Below are 17,241 nucleotides of genomic sequence, written 5' to 3'. Positions count from 1 at the left end.
AGAGCATGGAGATGGAGAGAAAGCAGATTGTACAGCGACATCATCCGGAGTTCGACAGGCTGAATCCATTATCGCCGCTGTCGGTCGGCAATGGGGAATTCGCGTTTACCGCCGACCTTACCGGGCTGCAGACGTTTCCCGAGCAATACGAGGTGCCGCTCGGGACCCAATCGAACTGGGGCTGGCACTTTACGGGGGGACGCCGCCGATTCGATTGGAAGGATGCCGCGCTACAACCGTTTGACACACATGGCCGCCAGGTCGGTTACCCGATGAAGCCCGGGGATCGGGAGGGGGCATATCAATGGCTGAGGCAAAATCCCCATCGCCTTCATCTCGGCCGCCTGGCCTTCCGATTTTTGGATGAGTCGGGAGAGGAGCTTGATTACGGTCATGCGGGCGGATTTCGGCAAAAGCTCGACCTCTGGACCGGGGTCCTGTCTAGCCGCTTTACCGTTCGCGGGGTGCCTGTCGACGTGACTACGGTTTGCCATCCTGATGCGGATATGCTGGGCGTGAAAGTCGTCTCGCCGCTTGTTGGCAAAGGGCAGCTGCAGGTATTTATCCGCTTTCCCGCACCGGATATGACGAACGCCTCCTGGTCCAAGTCCGTGAAGCTCGACTGGGCGAATGACCATCGCCATGAAACGGTTCTGCTCCGGCAGGAGGATGGGGCGGCCTGGATCGAACGAACGATGGATGAGGACCGTTATGCCGTCCGGTGGCAGTGGAGCGGGGGGCGGCTCGAGCAGACGGGGCAGCATGAGTTTACGCTGCATCCGGAAGGAACGGGCGAAACGCATGTCGATGAGCTGGCGTTCTCCGTCGGATTTGCTCCGGGTACGCCCGCTGCCGCCGAGGTGGAAGACATAACGGCAGCCAGCGCCCGTCACTGGGAAGCCTTCTGGCAGAGCGGGGGGGCAATCAGCTTTGAGGGCAGCTCCGATCCGCGCGCCTTTGAGCTGGAGCGGCGGGTGGTCTTGTCGCAATGGCTGTGCGCCGTTCACAGCGGCGGCTCCATGCCGCCGCAGGAAACCGGCCTTATGTACAACAGCTGGTTCGGCAAAGCGCATCTGGAGATGCACTGGTGGCATGCGGCACATTTTGCGTTATGGGGCCGGGCTTCGATTCTGCGGCGCAGCATGGACTGGTACGACCGCATCCTGCCGATCGCCCGCGAGCTGGCCAGGATGCAAGGCTATGAGGGAGCCCGCTGGCCGAAGATGGTGGGCTTTGACGGCTATCCCTGTCCGTCGCCCGTCGCTCCCGGCCTGATCTGGCAGCAGCCGCATCCGATCGCGATGGCGGAGCTGTGCTATAAGGCGGAGCCGACAACGGCGACACTGCGAACACTCCGCGACATCGTGTTCGAATCGGCTGACTTTATGGTGTCCTATGCCCATTGGAATGAGGAGACCGGCGCTTTCGATCTCGGTCCGCCGCTCATTCCTGCGCAGGAATGCCACCCTATGGACGGCAGCGTCAACCCGCCGTATGAGCTGGAATATTGGAGATATGGCCTTCATATTGCCGTGAAGTGGGCCAGCCGCATGGGGATCCGGCCGAATCCGCGCTGGGCGGAGGTAGCAGGCAGGATGGCATCGCCGCCGCAGAAGGATGGCGTCTATTTGGCTCATGCGCTGGCCCCAGACACGTTTACGGCGAAGAATCATGATCATCCGTCCATGCTGTGTGCGCTGGGCGTGCTTCCGGGCAGACTGATCGACCGGGAAACGATGCGCCGTACGCTGAAGAAGGTGAAGGACGTGTGGCAGTGGGAGACGGCATGGGGATGGGACTTTCCGGTATGTGCCATGACGGCGGCCAGGCTTGGGGAGCGCGATCTGGCCGTCGATTTTCTCTTGATGGACGAAGTGAAGAACACGTATTTGCCGAATGGGCACAATTATCAGCGTCCCGGCTTGTCCGCATACCTGCCTGGCAATGGCGGGCTGCTTGCGGCGGTTGCCATGATGGCCTGCGGCTGGGAGGGGCAGGAGGACCCGGGCGCACCCGGATTTCCGTCCAGCGGCTGGAATGTACAGTGGGAAGGATTGAAGCCGTGGTTGTAGCATTGTGTAGCATTGGATGAACCCTGGTTCGAAGGATGGGGAAAACGCTGGACTGGAGGGAGGCATTATGGCAAAAGGAACGGTATGGAAACCGGAACGGAGGCAATACCGGGACCGGTTGACGGGAGTTGAGGTCGCACAGCTGACCGACTACAAGGCACACAGCCACCATTTGTATTTTACGGAAAACGGATGGTATGACGGGGGACGGCGGCTGCTGTTCGTATCGGACCGCGGAAACAGCGCCAACCTGTACAGCATGGAGGTGGAGAGCGGCGAGATGCTGCAGTTGACCGATTATCCGGACAATGATGAGCTCGATGCTTGTCTGCTGCCGGACGGGACCGCGGCATTCGTCCGAATGGGCCGAAGCGTACGCCGGCTCGATCTTGCAACGCTGGAGGAAGTGGAGCTATATGAGGCGCCTCAGGGCTACACGATCGGCAATTTAAGCTGCCCGGCTGACGGCCGGTCGGTGGTTACGTGCATCCAGGAAGATCTGTCGGACCGGATGCAGCTAGATCTGGGCAATGGCTACGTCGGCCACCGCGAGTTGATGCAGGCTCAGCCCCACAGCCGGATCATCCGGCTGGATGCGAAAGGGAGGACGCAGCCGGAGACGCTGTATGAAGAGCATAACTTCATCACCCATATCAACGCTTCGCCGGTGGAGCCGTGGCTGATGACGTTCTGCCACGAAGGCCCCTGGCATGAGGTGGACCATCGCATATGGGGGCTGGATCTGCGAAGCAGAGAGGTTTGGAAAATCCGGGAGCGCCTCGAGCCGGGAGAGAAAGTAGGCCATGAGTTCTTTTATCCGGACGGCGTAACGATCGGGTATCACGGCTTTCGCGTAGACGGCACGAATTTTTTCGGCAGCATCCGGTATGGCAATACGGCGATGGAGGAGACGGAATTCGGCTTTGATACGTGGCATGCGTATGCCGATGGCCTCGGGCAGGCCGTCGTCGACGGCAAGGGGGCGGTCCGCACGCTCTCGGTGTGGCGCAAGGACGCCAGCGGGATATATCAGGGGCCGAGCATGCTGTGCGAGCTGCGGTGCAGCTTTCACTCCCAGAAGGTGCATGCGCATCCGCGCTTTGATCCGGAGGGCAGACGGCTGCTGTTCACAAGCGACAAAAACGGCTACGCCAACCTGTATTTGGTTGATATGCCCGAGCAGTTCGATATGCTGCCCCCGTTCTCGGTCTGAAATGAAGAGGGAGGAGTGATTTTACCTTGGCAGAAGCAACGGTTGTGGAACGGATGCCGATCCGCATCGGCGACACGATCCTGTCCGCCTGCGTGGACGGGTATCACCCGGGCATCGCCAACAAGTGGGGATATGTGGCCGGGATGGCTCTAACCGCGCTTGGAAGGCTCGGCGATTGGACAGGAGAGCAGCGGTTTCATGAGGCGGTCAAGCGCCATATGGATGTCTTTATCCGGGATGATGGCTCAATCGCGGGATATACGCTTGAGGAATACAATCTGGATCATATCAACAAAGGCAAAAATCTGCTTCGCCTGTGGCGGACCACGGGAGAAGCCAGGTACCGCCAAGCGGCCGAGCTGCTTGTGTCCCAGCTGATCGGGCAGCCGCGGACGGATGAGGGCGGTTTTTGGCACAAAAAGATTTATCCGTTTCAGATGTGGCTGGACGGTCTTTATATGTCCTCGCCGTTCATGGCGGAGTATGCGGCTGCGTTCGGGGAGCCGGATTGGTTCGACGAGGCTGCCCGGCAGCTGCTGCTTATCGAGCGGCGGACGCGCAATCCGGAGACGGGGCTGCTGCATCATGCCTATGACGAGAGCCGGGAGCAGCGCTGGTGCGATAAGGAGACCGGGCGCTCGCGGCACGTCTGGGGACGCGCCATGGGGTGGTATGCCATGGCGCTTGTGGATGCCCTGGAGTTCTTCCCGGTCCGGCATCCGCAGCGCGGGCAGCTGATGGGCATTTTCGAGCGGATGGCCAATGCCATTGTACGGGTTCAGGATCAGGCAAGCGGTTTGTGGTATCAGGTCATGGACTGCAACGGCCGGCAGGGCAACTATCTGGAAGCTTCCGGTTCCTGCATGCTGACCTACGCTTTGGCGAAGGGCATTCGCCTCAAGTATTTGGCCGAAATCGACCGGGAGGTCGTGGAACGCGCCTATGAAGGCATTAAGAAGCATTTCGTTACCGTGGACGGGGAGGGCGTCCATCTTCACGGCATTTGCCACGGCGCAGGACTTGGCGGGCGCAAATACCGTGACGGCTCGTATGCGTACTATATAAGCGAGCAGGTTGTCAGCGACTCGTTAATGGGCGTCGCTCCGCTCCTGCTTGCCAGTATGGAAATGGAGAGACTGCAGGCGGAAGGGGAAGGCGGTCATCCTCAATGAGTGCCGGGAATCTGCTGACTTTGCGATATCCGGCATCCTGGTGGCGAAATATGTGGCGCGAGGCGCTGCCATCCGGGAACGGCACCATCGGGGCCTCCGTCTTCGGCGGGGTTCAGGAGGAGACGGTGCTGCTGAACCATGAAGGATTATGGCATTGGGGACGGAAGGACCCGCTGCCGGATGTCAGTTCTGCACTGCCGGAAACGCGAAGGCTTATGGATGAAGGACATTATGACGAAGCCAGCTGGAAGCTGGCGAATGCATTGCGGGAGCGGGGATACGGCACCAAGCTTGCCTCCCGGTTTCCGCTGGCGGCGATCCAGCTGCGGATGCCCGGAAGCCGGGCATTCCGGGAATACCGGCGTACGCTCGACATGGAGACAGGGGAAGTATCCGTCCGGTGGTCCGATGGTGCGGCCCGATATGCCCGGCGGCTGTTCGTTTCCCGCGCGGATTCGGTCGTCGTTTACGACATCCGCCCCGGTGAGCCTGTATGGGAAGATAGCTCCCCTTCCGGTGCACGAGCCGAGCGAGAAGGCGATCCCGGGGATGGAGGAGGGAAGCTCCGCACCGTATCCGGCGAGATTGGACTGATACTCTATCCGAGCGACCGCTGGGGGGATTCCCCCGAATTTAAGGAGCTGGCCGATTCGGTAACCATTCAAGCCGAAGGCTGCTATATCCGATATGCCGCCCGCAACGATGACGGGGAAGACTTCGGGGCCGTGCTGCGGATCATCTGCGAGGACGGGCGCGTCCATACCGGCAAGGAAGGGACGACGATCAGGTTTGAAGCGATGCGAAAGGCGCTGGTTCTTGTAAAGGTATTTGTCGGAGGGCGGCGTGAAGACCAGTGGAAGCGGCTCGAGCAGGAGCTTGCCGCTCTTCTGGATGCATGCGAATATGAACGGCTCCTTCAGCGGCATGCCGAGCTGCATGGGCCGTTGTTCCATTCCGCGGCCTTGGAGCTGGACGGAGCCTCCGATGACGGTCGCTCGAACGAAGAGCTGCTGCTGGAAGCCTATGAGGGCGAAGCCCCTGCCGCGCTGGCCCGCAAAATGTGGGCGTATGGCCGGTATCTGTTCATCAGCGGGACGGGGGCGGAATCGGGTCCGTTCGGGTTATACGGCCTATGGGGCGGTGACTACCGTCTGGTCTGGTGCCATCATATGGCAAACGAAAACATCCAGATGATGCACTGGCATGCCAATGTCGGCGGATTGTCTGAACTGGTCAAGCCTTTATTCCGTTATTACGGCGGCCTGATGGAGGATTTCCGCGAGAATGCCCGCAAGCTGTACGGCTGCAGAGGGATTTACATTCCGGCAGGTACCACGCCCGGGATCGGCTTGCCCAGTCAGATCGTGCCCGTTATCTTGAACTGGACCGGGGCTGCTGGATGGCTGTCCCGGCATTTCTACGAGCACTTTCTGTACACGGGGGATACCCGGTTTCTTCAGGAGGAGGCGCTGCCGTTTATGCAGGAGGCCTGGCAATTCCATGCCGATTTTGCGACGGAAGGCGAGGACGGTTTCCTCAAGCTGTATCCTTCGGTTTCACCGGAGAATACGCCGCGCAATTTTATGCCCGAAGACGGCAGACAGCTGGCTCACCCCATGCCGACGACGGTGAATGCAACGATGGACATAGCCATTCTGAAGGAATTGCTTACCCATCTCATCGAAGCGGGCAGAGCGATCGGCGTTCCGGAAATGGAACAAGCCGAATACGAACGGATGCTGGCAAAAATTCCTCCCTATCGGACGAACCGTGACGGCGCCTTGGCGGAGTGGCTGGATCCCGCCTTCGACGATCGCTATGAGCATCGGCATCTTTCGCATATCTACCCGCTGTTTCCCGGTCATAAAATTACCCGGGAATCGTCACCGGAGCTGTTCAGCGCCTGCGAGAACGCGGTGCGGCTGCGCCGCATCGAGGCGCAAAGCGGCTGGTCGCTGGCCCATATGGCTTCCATCTACGCCCGGCTTGGCGATGGGGATCATGCGCTGGAATGTCTGGATATGCTGGCGCGCTCCTGTTTGCTGCCAAATCTGTTTACGCTCCATAACGATTGGAGAGGCATGGGGATTTGCATGGATATGCCTGCTGCCCCTGTTCAGCTCGATGCGAATATGGGATGGGTTCATGCGGTGCAGGAAATGCTGCTGCAGGTATCATCGCGTATGGTTCGACTGCTTCCAGCCCTTCCTCAGCGCTGGCGCAGGGGCCGGTACGCCGGTTGGAGATTCCATACGGGGCAGATAGCCGCCGAGTGGGATGCCGATACCGGATGGCTGCAGGCCGAGCTTCACGCCGAGCGCCAGACCGATACCGTCGTTTCCTTGCCGGAATGGGCCGGGGCATGCTCATTCTCCGGAGAAGGGGATGTTCAGCCGTCGGAGCAGGGCCGCCGCTGCTTCGCCGTACGGCTGAGGCCTGGAGCTCGGCTCACGTTCCGGTGCCGTCCCGATCGGTAAAGCGGGAGCCTCGGGCTCCCTAAGAAGCGCCGGTTCGGCGAACCGACCGGTTTCGCCTGCCCCGCATAACCAGTAAACGAAGAAAGGCACCTTTCGAACCCCGGCCTTGGGCCAATGTTCGAAGGTGCCTTTTTTGAGATACCAGCAAGTATAAACTTTGAAGGATCGAATGCCTGATATCGCAGGGAAAACTTCCGCTAAACGCGGTCAGTCTTCTTTGAGCGTACGTCGACAGACCTCTCTCTTATCGTTCATGCATGAAATAAAGAATCGGATAAGTTCAGGAAATTCAAGACGCTGTCAATCGGAAGCTTACTTCAACTGAACGCCGAATACCGAGCCCGGGGCACCGGCAAACACGATCGTGCCGTTCTCCGGCAGCTTAACTTCGTTTGAGCCGCTGACAAGGGAGTAGTTCAGGACCGTTCCCAGTTCGTCATAGACGGCAAATGCGCCTTCGGCAGGCAATGTGACGGTAAGGGTCTTGCCGGCCGCTCCTTTAGGAACGGTATACCATTTGGCGTATCCGTCGGATTGAATGGTCACCGTGGATCGCTTGCCCTTATACAGGGATTTGATGCCGTCCTCGCTCATATACAGCGTTCCGGAAGCGTTGAAATACTCGACACCCTTTTCTTTGGTGAACTCGATGTCCAGCGTATCCCGGCTGCCCGTGCCCGGAACGTTGTGCTTGGTCGTTGCCCGGTCCCGATCGGTGATTGCCATGTCGAGCACATAACCTTTAAGCTCAGGATTGCGGGCAATTTGCATGGTCGGCTTCGTCATGAAGTAGGCGATGGACGTGTATTTTTCGTTCAGCGGATAATAGGTTTTGCCCTCCCGCTTGCTCCAGGCCGCCTCGACGTCAGGGGTCAGCTTGTTCTCATCCAGCTTTTCGGCAAGATATTGGGAAATCGCTACCTGTCCGAGCTCCGGAACGGTGGCATATTGTCTTACCCAGAGATAGGTTCGGCCGTTGTCTTCCGTGACGAAGCTGGCTTTAATCGTGCCGGCCTCATCGACGAAGGCACCATCCTTGGTATAGATATACTTTTCTTCAGGATAATTGGGCACTTGCGGGACCGAGAGGCTGAGGACGCCTTTTGGATCCAGCTTCACCCGGATTTGCTGCTTGGAAGCACCGTAATAGCCGTCATACTTCAGCAGGTCGCTTGGCAGCTCGGCCTGCACCGGCTTGCCGAAGGATTTGTCGGGCTTGAACTCTTTAATCGTACCCTTCTCCTTCAAAGCATGCAGCAGCAGCTGGGTTGCCAGCAGCTGATTCGTCGAGCTGGAGCCGCCGGATGACAATACAGCCGCAGCCATATCCTGCTCCGGAAGCACGATGAGGGAAGCATGGTACAGGATCGTATCGCCGCCCTTTACCAGAGCCTTCATGCCGTAGTCGTTAAACGGATACAGCCGCACGCTGTCCCAGCCGAGGCCGAAATCGAACGAGTTGTCCGCATCCTCCGGCCACAAGCCGCGTTTGTACTCTTCCTGCTCCATAGCGCGTAAGGAGGCTTCCGATAGAATACCCTTGGCTTCGCCGGTGAAGATGGTGCCGAACTTGACGAGGTCTTCCGCCGTGGAGTAGATGCCCCCGGTTCCGATCACGTTGACCGTCTCATTCGGCAGCTGCTCCGGATATGTCGGATAGTACAGGCCTGCCATTTGGTCGAGATCCAAATCGTCCTGCGACGTCTTGGTATGGTTCATCCCCAGCGGCTGCGTAAAATGCTCATGAATGAATGCGGTAAAATCTTTGCCGCTGACGCGCTCCACCAAAATTTCAGCCAAGGTAAAGCCGTCGTTGCAATATACGGAGAATGCGCCCGGATCTGCTTTTAACGTCTGGGTGGACAGCTGCTCAAGCAGCGTGTCGTGTGCGTAGGTGTCGTTATCCTCGAACAAAAAGGCGTTCCCAAGGCTGGAGCCTTGCAGGCCCGAGGAATGGTTAAGCAGCATGCGCGGGGTGATCTTCTTGTAGCGCTCGTCTTTCATTTTGAATTCGGGTATGTACTGGACCAAAGGCGTATCTAGATTAATCTTTCCGGCCTCCACCAGCTTCATCACCGCTGCGGTCGTAAACACTTTGCTCGTGGACCCGATGCCGTACATCGTATCCTTCGTGAGCGGAATCTTTCCTTCTATATCGTTCATGCCCGATTGGCCCGATGCTTTAATCTCTCCGTTGTCGATTAGGGCATATTGGACGCTGATCGTACCGTACTGCTCGGTAAGAAGCGCCGCTTTCTCCGCAGCGATCTCCTTAAGTCCTTTGGCCGAGGCCGCCGGGTCACCGCTTGCAGCCATGACGCCTGATGGGACCAACAGGGTAAACGTGAGCAAACCTGCCAACATTCGTGAAAGTCGTTTCTTCAATGATAAACCTCCTTATGGTTGATGTATCACTTAGTACGTTTTACCAGCCCGAATGGTTCAATGTTTTTCGAAAAAAATTTCAAACCTTCTCCAAATCGCCCTCGACAAAAGAGAGCTTCAGCGCGTGAAACGGAAACTTGGCGGTTCCCTTCAGCTTCTTATCGTCGACCACGATGCGGCTCCCCGTTCTTGTCAGAATCGGGGTGTCCCCGTTGGACTCCAGAATGCAATCACCTCCAATCCGGCTGAGCAGGCGCCCTGTGAACGCCATGAACTTCTCCGCCCAGTCCGGCTGATTCGGCAGGATGTCGAACCACAGGCTGAACCGGAGCGGCATGCCGTAATCCTCGCTTTTGAATATCAGTCCCTGTCCGCCTTCTTTGGCCGTCATGGTTGCCCAGTCGAATGAAATGACAAGCTCCTCCGCCGTATTTCGAATGACGTCCCCTTCACCGGCATGCAGCGTTACAAGCGTTGCGCTCAGTTCCTCGAACGATGAGCCTGTTCCCAAATATAAATTGTAAAACACCGAGATCCACTCCTATCTATTTTGGAAACCATCTCGTGATGGTCCCGTCTTTAACAACGAACAGCTCGTCAAGGCCCTCGATCGGCCAATCATCGAACTGCTTCATCAGCTTATCCATCGAGCCCGTGTAGTCGTCCAGATTCAGAACGATGCCGCCGGCCTGCCGCTCGGTTTTGCCAACAACCGTGGACCAGATATTCCGGACGTTGCCCGTATCAGGCGAATAACAGTCAAAGGCTTTGCCGTTGATCAGGAAATCGGGGTTGGACTCGGGCAGAATGCCGTGTCCGTTGCCGCCCTTCGTGCCGGGCAGCATTTCAACATCGTATCCTTGCGAGGCCAGCAGGTCGGCGGTTTCATTTTGCCGCATGATCGGCCGAGGATCATTGGGATCAGGCGTTTCATAGTTGCCTCGCGGCTCGCCGCCGGACGTAGTAGGCTCGGTCAAGCCGGACTCCTCCGGCTTGTTCTCCGGCGGATGATTTTCCCCGGATTTATTTTCGTCGGGTTTATTTTCATCGGGCTTATTCTCGTCAGGTCTGTTATCTTCCGGTTTATCGTTAGGCTTGTTTTCGCCGGGTTTAGTGTCTTCCGGCTTATCGTCCGGCTGCCGGTTCTCGGGCTCCGGCTTTCCGTTCGGAGTTTCTTCATGCCGGTCAGGCATGCCCGGCGTGTCGCCGTCCGGCTTTGGTTTGAGGCCGAGCTTCGATTGAATGGCGTCCAGCAAGCCCTTTGCCCTCGGTCCAAGCCGGTCAGACAGCCATCTCAGCCCTCTTCCTACCGGAATCCGGTCGAGAAGGAAGGCCGTGAGCCCTGCCAGTACATGCTGAGGGGAAAGCAGCTTCTTCGGATCGCGGATGTAGCTGGCGATGCTGTGCCCGCTCGATGCGATATCAAGTCCGGTCAAGGCAAGCCCAAGAGCCGGCCAGAACCCGACGAACATAAAGCCCAGGGCGAAGGCGCCGAGAACGATGGCTGCCTGCTCCCACCCGCTTAGGCGGTCCCACCAGTTCTGAAGCGAATCGAACAGGCAGGCGAAGCAGGCGGAATCCGGGGTCTGCATCATCTGAAATCCCGAGAAGACGCCTGCCAGAAGCAGAAGAACGGCCAGGGCTCCGAGCAGCACCCCGTATTTTTGCAAATGCTCATGAACGGCAAGTTCCCGGCTCTTAGCCTCTTCATTCCCATATAGAAAGGAGAAGCCGAGCTCACGCCTTGCTCTGTAAAAGGCAAGGAGGTTTCCGAACCTTTTTCTGCTGCTGAACAGCGCAGTTATGGTGTGAAACAACTCGGAGAACGGATTAAGAATGGATTCCTGACCGTACCTAGGCAGGCGCTGCCTGACTTTATTCAAGTCGACGTAGTCCATGACCAAACCGCCCGCCAGCATAATCAGGAACACGTCTTTGACCCGGTAGCCTTCCCCGGTCCATTCATGGACGGTCATGATCCAGTCCGGGAGCCGATTTTGCCCGTTCCATGCCACATGATTCAAAATGGCCCAGAGCAGCAGGATAACCGGAAACAGGTAGACCCACGGAGTCAGCTTATGGCGGAAACGGACGGCGAATCCGACGCCAAGGGAAATCACTGCGGTATGTAAGGGATGGCCTTCACTCATCATTAACGGAACAATGCTTTCCTCGAAGTATCCCGGAAATAGGGTAAACAGGTCCCAATGGATCGTTTTGCCGCCCAACAACGTTACGCTGTAGTCGTACTGCCGGGCAAGATAGCCGTCATTGACCCAGCGCCTGGAAAGCTCCTCGATAAGTTGGAAGCCGACGCCCGGGGCTGCGCCCAGGAGCACGTAATCGCTAAGGCTTAGCGCAGACGCCCTGCGGGAGAAGAACAGGAATGCCGCGAGCGGCAGCAGCTTCAGGGCTTCTTCCACGATCGGGGTGGCCACCGCCATGGACCAGGCATCCGAGGTGCGGCCGCCAAAGATCAGGTGCAGCAGCTGAATCGTAAGATTCGTAAGCGGCACGACCAGAATTACCCCGGACAGCACCAACAGACTGACATGCTTCCACGGCAGCGTTTTGCTCCGGCAGAGCAGCCAGAACTGCAGCAGCACGTAGAATGACCAGAGGTACTGGACCATCATGAGACGGGAATCCCTAATAAAGATGAGGCTGATTAGGAGAAAGATCAAGGAAAGCCAGGAAAATGCGTAGTAAACCTTTACGACCAAAGGGTGCTTCGCGAGCCAGGCGCGCGCCGCTTCGTATACACTCTCCACCGCATCCCGAATGCGGGTTCGGACCATCGTGATGGACATCGTTACCATGCTCCCCTCCCGTGAATGACCAAGCTTTTGCGCGAGAATCGGCGCGGGTTCGGATGATTCTTTTTTCAATATTTTTACACATTCCCGGATTCGTGTGAACCAATATAAGGAAACTTCCCGAGCGGCCGTGCAAAAATGATGCCAACGTATGAGAAGCAGGGGTGCGGAAATACCCATATCCTTAATTCCGCCCATTTAACAAGCCGCGCAAAGGCTGCTCCCGAGCCCTTCACCAATTTTACTGCTCTACTTTCGCAAAAGCCTGTTTCACATTCTGGTCTCCGCCGGTTTGCCCTGATACGGGCATTCCGCCCAATCAGATCATCATGGATTCCGCAAGCGAAGTTCTCTATAATCTTATATAATGAAACCAGCACAGGCCTAAGGAGGAGTAGCATGAAGTTTCGCGTTTCCGCCGTGCAGTACCATCTGCACACGATCCAATCGTTTGATGATTTCGCTCAGCAATCGGAGCATTACATACGGACAGCCGAGGAGTTTGAAGCTAATTTCGTCCTGTTTCCCGAGTTCTTCACAACCCAGCTGATGTCCATTGGAGACGACCAAGGCAAGGCATTATCGATCAATGATTTGCCGGATTTCACGGACCGCTATCTGGAGCTGTTCATCCGGCTTGCGAAGCAATATGACATGCATATAATCGGCGGCACGCATGTGATTCGCCGGGCAGGGAAGCTGTATAACGTGGCGCATCTGTTTTACCCGGACGGCCGCGTGGCCGAGCAGGCCAAGATCCATATCACCCCGTCGGAGGTTACCGGATGGAATATGGGGGCAGGCGAGGGGCTCGAGGTGTTCGAGACCGAGTATGGCACGATTGCCATGCTGACCTGCTATGATATCGAATTCCCCGAAATTGTGCGGATGGCGAAGGCCAAGGGCGCCGACGTCATTTTCTGTCCGTCCTGCACGGATGACCGGCACGGCTTCCATCGCGTCCGTTATACGAGCCACGCCCGTGCGATCGAGAATCAGGTCTATGTCGTATTGACCGGAACGGTCGGCTCGCTGCCGACGGTCGATTTGATGCGGGCCAATTTCGGCCAGGCGGCCATTATTACGCCGAATGACATTCCGTTTCCTCCGAAGGGACTGCTGGCGGAAGGCGAGCTGAACCACGATATGATTATTACGGCCGATCTGGATTTAGACCTGTTATATCAGGTCCGGGAGAAAGGTTCCGTTACGACGTGGCGCGACCGCCGTACGGATCTTTATCCGGATTGGGAGTAAACGGATCGCTACAAAACACGGAAAGGCAGGGGGCGGCATGAGCAGCTATTTTCAGCGGTTTTACGTATTTGACGGCGACCGGCCGGTACCGGTTGTCATTCGCGGCTATACGGCGGACGATTTCGACGAGCTGATCGTAATTCAATCCGAAACCTTCCCGCCGCCGTATCCATCCGAGCAGTGGTGGAACAAGGAACAGCTGACCCAGCATGTAACCCGGTTTCCCGAGGGCGCGTTATGCGTGGAGGCAGACGGGGTGCTGGCCGGATCGATTACCTCGCTGATCGTGGATTACGATCCTTCGGAGCCGGCTCATTCCTGGGCGGATACAACGGACAACGGGTATATCCGGACCCATAAACCGGACGGCAATACGCTTTATATCGCGGATATATGCGTGAGACCCCGGTTTCGTAAACTGGGGCTGGGCAAATGGCTGATCCAGTCGCTGTACCATGTGACCGTGCAGCGCGGACTGGACCGCCTGTTGGGCGGCGGCCGGATGCCGGGCTATCACAAGTATGCGGACAGGATGAGTGCCGAATCCTATCTGGAGGCGGTCGTCCAGGGGAAGCTGCATGACCCGGTGATTACGTTCCTGCTTCGCTGCGGGCGCACGCCGATCGGCGTCGCGGCCGATTATCTGGAGGATGAGGAGTCATGCAATTACGGGGCTTTGATGGAATGGCGCAATCCGTTTAAAGCTGTACGGGGCGGGCTTAATTGAAGTCTTCCATAGCTATGTTATGCACGGATGAAGAGTCATAATCTACGACCATTAATGAAGGGGGCTTTGCAGTCATGGAATATATTCGGATTACTAGTATCGAGGACCCGCTGTTTCGCAGCATGCACAATCTGATGAAAGAGGTGTTCCCGCCTGAGGAGGTGCTGGAATACGAGCTGTGGAAGGAGCCGCTTGAGGATCCCGGCATCCGCGTGTTTGTAGCGCTGCATGAAGGAGAAGTGGTCGGGACGACCGAGTACCGGTATTACGAGGATTGGAACGTGGCGATGACCGACTTTACGATCATCGGCCGGGAAGGACACGGCATCGGCCGGTTCCTGGCGCAGCATCGTTTGAAGGACCTGCATGCCCTTGCGGCCGCCAACGGGAAAGAACTGCTGGGCATGTTCGCCGAAATCTATGATCCATATCGGGTCAGCGACTACGAATTCGGCGGAATCAAGCCGATGGATCCGTTTGTACGGCGCGAGGTGCTCTCGCATCTTGGCTACAAACGTACCGATATCGACTATGTTCACCCGTCCTGGAACAACGACGGAGAGGCGGTAACCGGCCTGGACTTCTGCTTCATGCCGAGCGATGACAGCATGTCGGAGCTGCCTGCCGAGCTGATCGTGAATTTCCTGACGCGCTACTACGCCGTCCTGCCGGAAAAGCCGCAAGCATGGCTTGATATGGTGGCAAAGCTCAAGCAGCGGGAGAAGGTAGCGCTGCTGCCCCTGTAATTTATGGAAGCTTGGTTCCCTGGGGAACCAAGCTTTTTCTTATCCCTGCTTTTAGAACAGAAGGTCGGCCGGTAGCCTGATGCCGTGAGGGGCGGCATGGAAAATAAGCAGGCTTTTTGTCGCAAAGTATGGCGCAAACCCTGCATGAAGAAGTATAATTTCTGAAGTATTGTACCATCCTCATTTGAATTGCCGGCCCATACTGGATATATTAATACAATAGGTAGAAAAAAGAGGAGCGTATCATGAACGACCGAAAACAAGCGACCATCCGTCTTCAAAGTCTTCACGAAGGCGAGAATACGGTTCAGGAGCTACCGGCTGAAGTGATCTCCAAAGGGAAGGCCTTGTATGTCCGGTATATCGAACCGAAGATGGGACCGCATCAGGGAGAAACCCGGGCGATGCTGAAGCTGACCGAAGATGAGCTGAAGCTTATCCGCCATGGGGAAGTGGAATCTGAACAGACGTTCAGATTAGGACAGAGGCTGCCGGGATTTTACCGTTCTCCATTCACCTCGTTTAATCTGTCTACGCACACTCAGCGCCTGGAGCTTGCCGTGGAAGGTATGTCCGGACGCGCTGCATGGGTGTATGATCTATACGTGCTCGATGAGTTTTCGGGGCACTTTTCCATAAGTTTGACTATTCAGGAGGCTCATGAATCATGACATTGAATCCACTAGACCATATTAACGGGCTGGTCGCGGAAGCGGTGGCCGATGCCGCCGTCGCTGCCGGACTGGTATCCCGCGAGGAGCTTCCGGCAATTACGCTGGAGGTCCCTAAGGATAAATCGCATGGGGACTTGGCTACGAACGCAGCGATGCAGCTGACCCGGATCGCTAAGAAGAACCCGCGCCAGATTGCCGAGGCGATCCTGGAGCATTTGGATACGGCGAAAGCCTCGATTGAGAAGGCCGAGATTGCCGGGCCCGGTTTTATTAACTTTACCTTGAACAAAAGCTATCTTTACCCGGTCGTTGCCCTGGTTCACGAGCAAGGGGAGCGTTACGGACGCGTCGATATCGGCCAAGGCCGGAAGGTTCAAGTGGAGTTTGTCAGCGCCAACCCGACGGGCAGCCTCCATCTTGGACATGCCCGCGGAGCGGCAGTCGGCGACGCGCTGTGCAACGTGCTGGACTATGCGGGTTATGAAGTAACGCGGGAGTACTACATCAATGATGCAGGCAACCAGGTCGTCAATTTGTGCAAATCGCTGGAAGCGCGGTATTTGCAGGAGCTTGGCCAAGAGGCTGAAATGCCGGAGGACGGCTACCACGGCGAAGATATCAAGGGCTTTGCCAAAGAGCTTGTCGCAGAGAAGGGCGATTCTCTTCTGGCGATGAATCCCGGCGAACGGACCGCATTTTTCCGTCAATTCGGGCTTGAGAAGGAGCTCGACAAGATCAAGCGCGATTTGAATCGGTTCCGCGTGCATTTTGACGAATGGTTCAGCGAAACCTCGCTGTACGAGGACGGACTGGTGGAGAAGTCGCTCGAGGAGCTGAAGGCCAAGGGCGAAGCTTATGAGAAAGACGGAGCGGTCTGGCTGCGCACAACGGACTACGGGGATGACAAGGACCGGGTCCTGGTTAAAAATGACGGGACGTACACCTATCTGACGCCGGACATCGCCTACCACCGCAACAAATACGAGCGCGGCTATGACCGCATCATCAACATTTGGGGCGCTGACCACCACGGCTATATTCCCCGCATGAAGGCGGCCATGGAGGCGCTGGGCAACGATCCGGAAAAGCTGACGGTATTGATCGCGCAGATGGTCAGCCTGTTCCAGAACGGCGAGAAGGTGAAGATGTCCAAGCGTACCGGCAAAGCGGTCACGATGGAGGATCTGATGGATGAAGTAGGCGTGGATGCGATCCGCTACTTCTTCACGATGCGGAGCATGGACTCCCATCTCGATTTCGACATGGACCTGGCGGTTTCCACCTCCAATGAAAATCCGGTGTTCTACGTTCAATATGCGCATGCCCGCATTTGCAGCGTATTCCGCCAAGCGGAGGAGCAAGGGATTGCGCTCCTTCCGCTTTCCGAGGTTAACCTCGGCGTGCTCACGGCGGAGCATGAATATGACATTTTGCGCAAAATCGGCGAGCTTCCACAAGAGGTGTCGGTTGCTGCCGAAAACTACGCGCCGCACCGGATCATCCGTTATGTATACGAGCTGGCTTCGCTGTTCCACAGCTATTATAAAGCCCAGCGCGTAATTACCGAGGATGCGGAGCAGACGCAGGCACGCCTTGCGCTGCTGGGAGCCGTGCGCACGGTTATCGCGAACGTGCTGCGCCTGGTCGGCGTATCGGCGCCGGAACGGATGTAGGATTCGACCATACGCATAATCATCGACAG

The 17,241-nt window shown here is 57.1% G+C and carries 12 protein-coding genes; 9 read left to right on the top strand and 3 right to left on the bottom strand.

What is annotated here, in order from left to right:
• Positions 1 to 5 precede the first annotated feature (5 nt).
• The 4 genes from J2Z18_RS26380 to J2Z18_RS26365 all read left to right on the top strand — a co-directional run bounded on the left by J2Z18_RS26380 (position 6) and on the right by J2Z18_RS26365 (position 6,934).
• Complete coding sequence (locus J2Z18_RS26380) at positions 6 to 2,072, top strand: glycoside hydrolase family 65 (RefSeq protein WP_210095578.1); 2,067 nt, start codon at positions 6 to 8, stop codon at positions 2,070 to 2,072.
• 67 nt (positions 2,073 to 2,139) lie between these two features.
• The gene (locus J2Z18_RS26375; protein ID WP_007133146.1) at positions 2,140 to 3,285 is read left to right on the top strand and encodes an oligogalacturonate lyase family protein; all 1,146 of its coding nucleotides are present in this window, start codon (positions 2,140 to 2,142) and stop codon (positions 3,283 to 3,285) included.
• A 26-nt stretch (positions 3,286 to 3,311) separates the two neighbouring features.
• Positions 3,312 to 4,457, top strand: a complete 1,146-nt coding sequence (locus J2Z18_RS26370; protein ID WP_007133145.1) for a glycoside hydrolase family 88/105 protein — start codon at positions 3,312 to 3,314, stop codon at positions 4,455 to 4,457.
• Positions 4,454 to 6,934 carry a glycosyl hydrolase family 95 catalytic domain-containing protein gene (locus J2Z18_RS26365; protein WP_210095571.1) on the top strand — a complete coding sequence of 827 codons (2,481 nt, stop codon included), beginning with the start codon at positions 4,454 to 4,456 and terminating at the stop codon, positions 6,932 to 6,934. Before J2Z18_RS26370 ends, J2Z18_RS26365 begins: the two co-directional genes overlap by 4 nt.
• Before the next feature lie 312 nt (positions 6,935 to 7,246).
• Here J2Z18_RS26365 and J2Z18_RS26360 read toward each other — a convergent pair whose 3' ends face one another.
• From J2Z18_RS26360 to J2Z18_RS26350, 3 genes are all read right to left on the bottom strand, one after another.
• Positions 7,247 to 9,319: a serine hydrolase domain-containing protein gene (locus J2Z18_RS26360; RefSeq protein ID WP_210095570.1), complete on the bottom strand. Its 2,073-nt coding sequence runs from the start codon at positions 9,317 to 9,319 to the stop codon at positions 7,247 to 7,249.
• Positions 9,320 to 9,398: 79 nt separating this feature from the next.
• A complete protein-coding gene (locus J2Z18_RS26355) occupies positions 9,399 to 9,848 on the bottom strand; it encodes a SitI3 family protein (RefSeq protein WP_210095569.1) in 450 nt (149 codons plus the stop codon).
• A gap of 16 nt (positions 9,849 to 9,864) precedes the next feature.
• A complete protein-coding gene (locus J2Z18_RS26350; RefSeq protein WP_210095568.1) occupies positions 9,865 to 12,138 on the bottom strand; it encodes a CdiA C-terminal domain-containing protein in 2,274 nt (757 codons plus the stop codon).
• A gap of 396 nt (positions 12,139 to 12,534) precedes the next feature.
• Between J2Z18_RS26350 and J2Z18_RS26345 the strand changes: the two genes are divergently transcribed.
• From J2Z18_RS26345 to argS, 5 genes are all read left to right on the top strand, one after another.
• Positions 12,535 to 13,392 (top strand): carbon-nitrogen hydrolase family protein, encoded by an 858-nt coding sequence (locus tag J2Z18_RS26345; protein ID WP_007133140.1) that lies wholly within the window; start codon positions 12,535 to 12,537, stop codon positions 13,390 to 13,392.
• Positions 13,393 to 13,429: 37 nt separating this feature from the next.
• A complete protein-coding gene (locus J2Z18_RS26340) occupies positions 13,430 to 14,119 on the top strand; it encodes a GNAT family N-acetyltransferase (RefSeq protein WP_007133139.1) in 690 nt (229 codons plus the stop codon).
• Positions 14,120 to 14,193: 74 nt separating this feature from the next.
• Positions 14,194 to 14,865, top strand: coding sequence for a GNAT family N-acetyltransferase (locus J2Z18_RS26335; RefSeq protein WP_007133138.1), 672 nt, complete (start codon positions 14,194 to 14,196; stop codon positions 14,863 to 14,865).
• A gap of 245 nt (positions 14,866 to 15,110) precedes the next feature.
• Positions 15,111 to 15,536: a YwiB family protein gene (locus J2Z18_RS26330; protein WP_007133137.1), complete on the top strand. Its 426-nt coding sequence runs from the start codon at positions 15,111 to 15,113 to the stop codon at positions 15,534 to 15,536.
• The gene (gene argS, locus J2Z18_RS26325; RefSeq protein ID WP_210095567.1) at positions 15,533 to 17,212 is read left to right on the top strand and encodes an arginine--tRNA ligase; all 1,680 of its coding nucleotides are present in this window, start codon (positions 15,533 to 15,535) and stop codon (positions 17,210 to 17,212) included. The genes J2Z18_RS26330 and argS overlap by 4 nt, the downstream gene beginning before the upstream one ends.
• The last annotated feature ends 29 nt before the right edge of the window (positions 17,213 to 17,241 follow it).

The organism is Paenibacillus lactis (genome assembly GCF_017873605.1).
Taxonomy (GTDB): domain Bacteria; phylum Bacillota; class Bacilli; order Paenibacillales; family Paenibacillaceae; genus Paenibacillus_AQ; species Paenibacillus_AQ lactis.
This window is presented reverse-complemented; position numbering and strand designations above follow the sequence as displayed.

Bases quoted from the DNA above. Each gene is read 5' to 3' on its own strand.
- J2Z18_RS26380 (WP_210095578.1), top strand. From the start codon at position 6: ATGGAGATGGAGAGAAAGCAGATTGTACAGCGACATCATCCGGAGTTC.
- J2Z18_RS26365 (WP_210095571.1), top strand. From the start codon at position 4,454: ATGAGTGCCGGGAATCTGCTGACTTTGCGATATCCGGCATCCTGGTGG.
- J2Z18_RS26345 (WP_007133140.1), top strand. From the start codon at position 12,535: ATGAAGTTTCGCGTTTCCGCCGTGCAGTACCATCTGCACACGATCCAA.
- J2Z18_RS26335 (WP_007133138.1), top strand. From the start codon at position 14,194: ATGGAATATATTCGGATTACTAGTATCGAGGACCCGCTGTTTCGCAGC.
- argS (WP_210095567.1), top strand. From the start codon at position 15,533: ATGACATTGAATCCACTAGACCATATTAACGGGCTGGTCGCGGAAGCG.
- J2Z18_RS26375 (WP_007133146.1), top strand. From the start codon at position 2,140: ATGGCAAAAGGAACGGTATGGAAACCGGAACGGAGGCAATACCGGGAC.
- J2Z18_RS26340 (WP_007133139.1), top strand. From the start codon at position 13,430: ATGAGCAGCTATTTTCAGCGGTTTTACGTATTTGACGGCGACCGGCCG.
- J2Z18_RS26330 (WP_007133137.1), top strand. From the start codon at position 15,111: ATGAACGACCGAAAACAAGCGACCATCCGTCTTCAAAGTCTTCACGAA.
- J2Z18_RS26350 (WP_210095568.1), bottom strand. From the start codon at position 12,138: ATGGTAACGATGTCCATCACGATGGTCCGAACCCGCATTCGGGATGCG.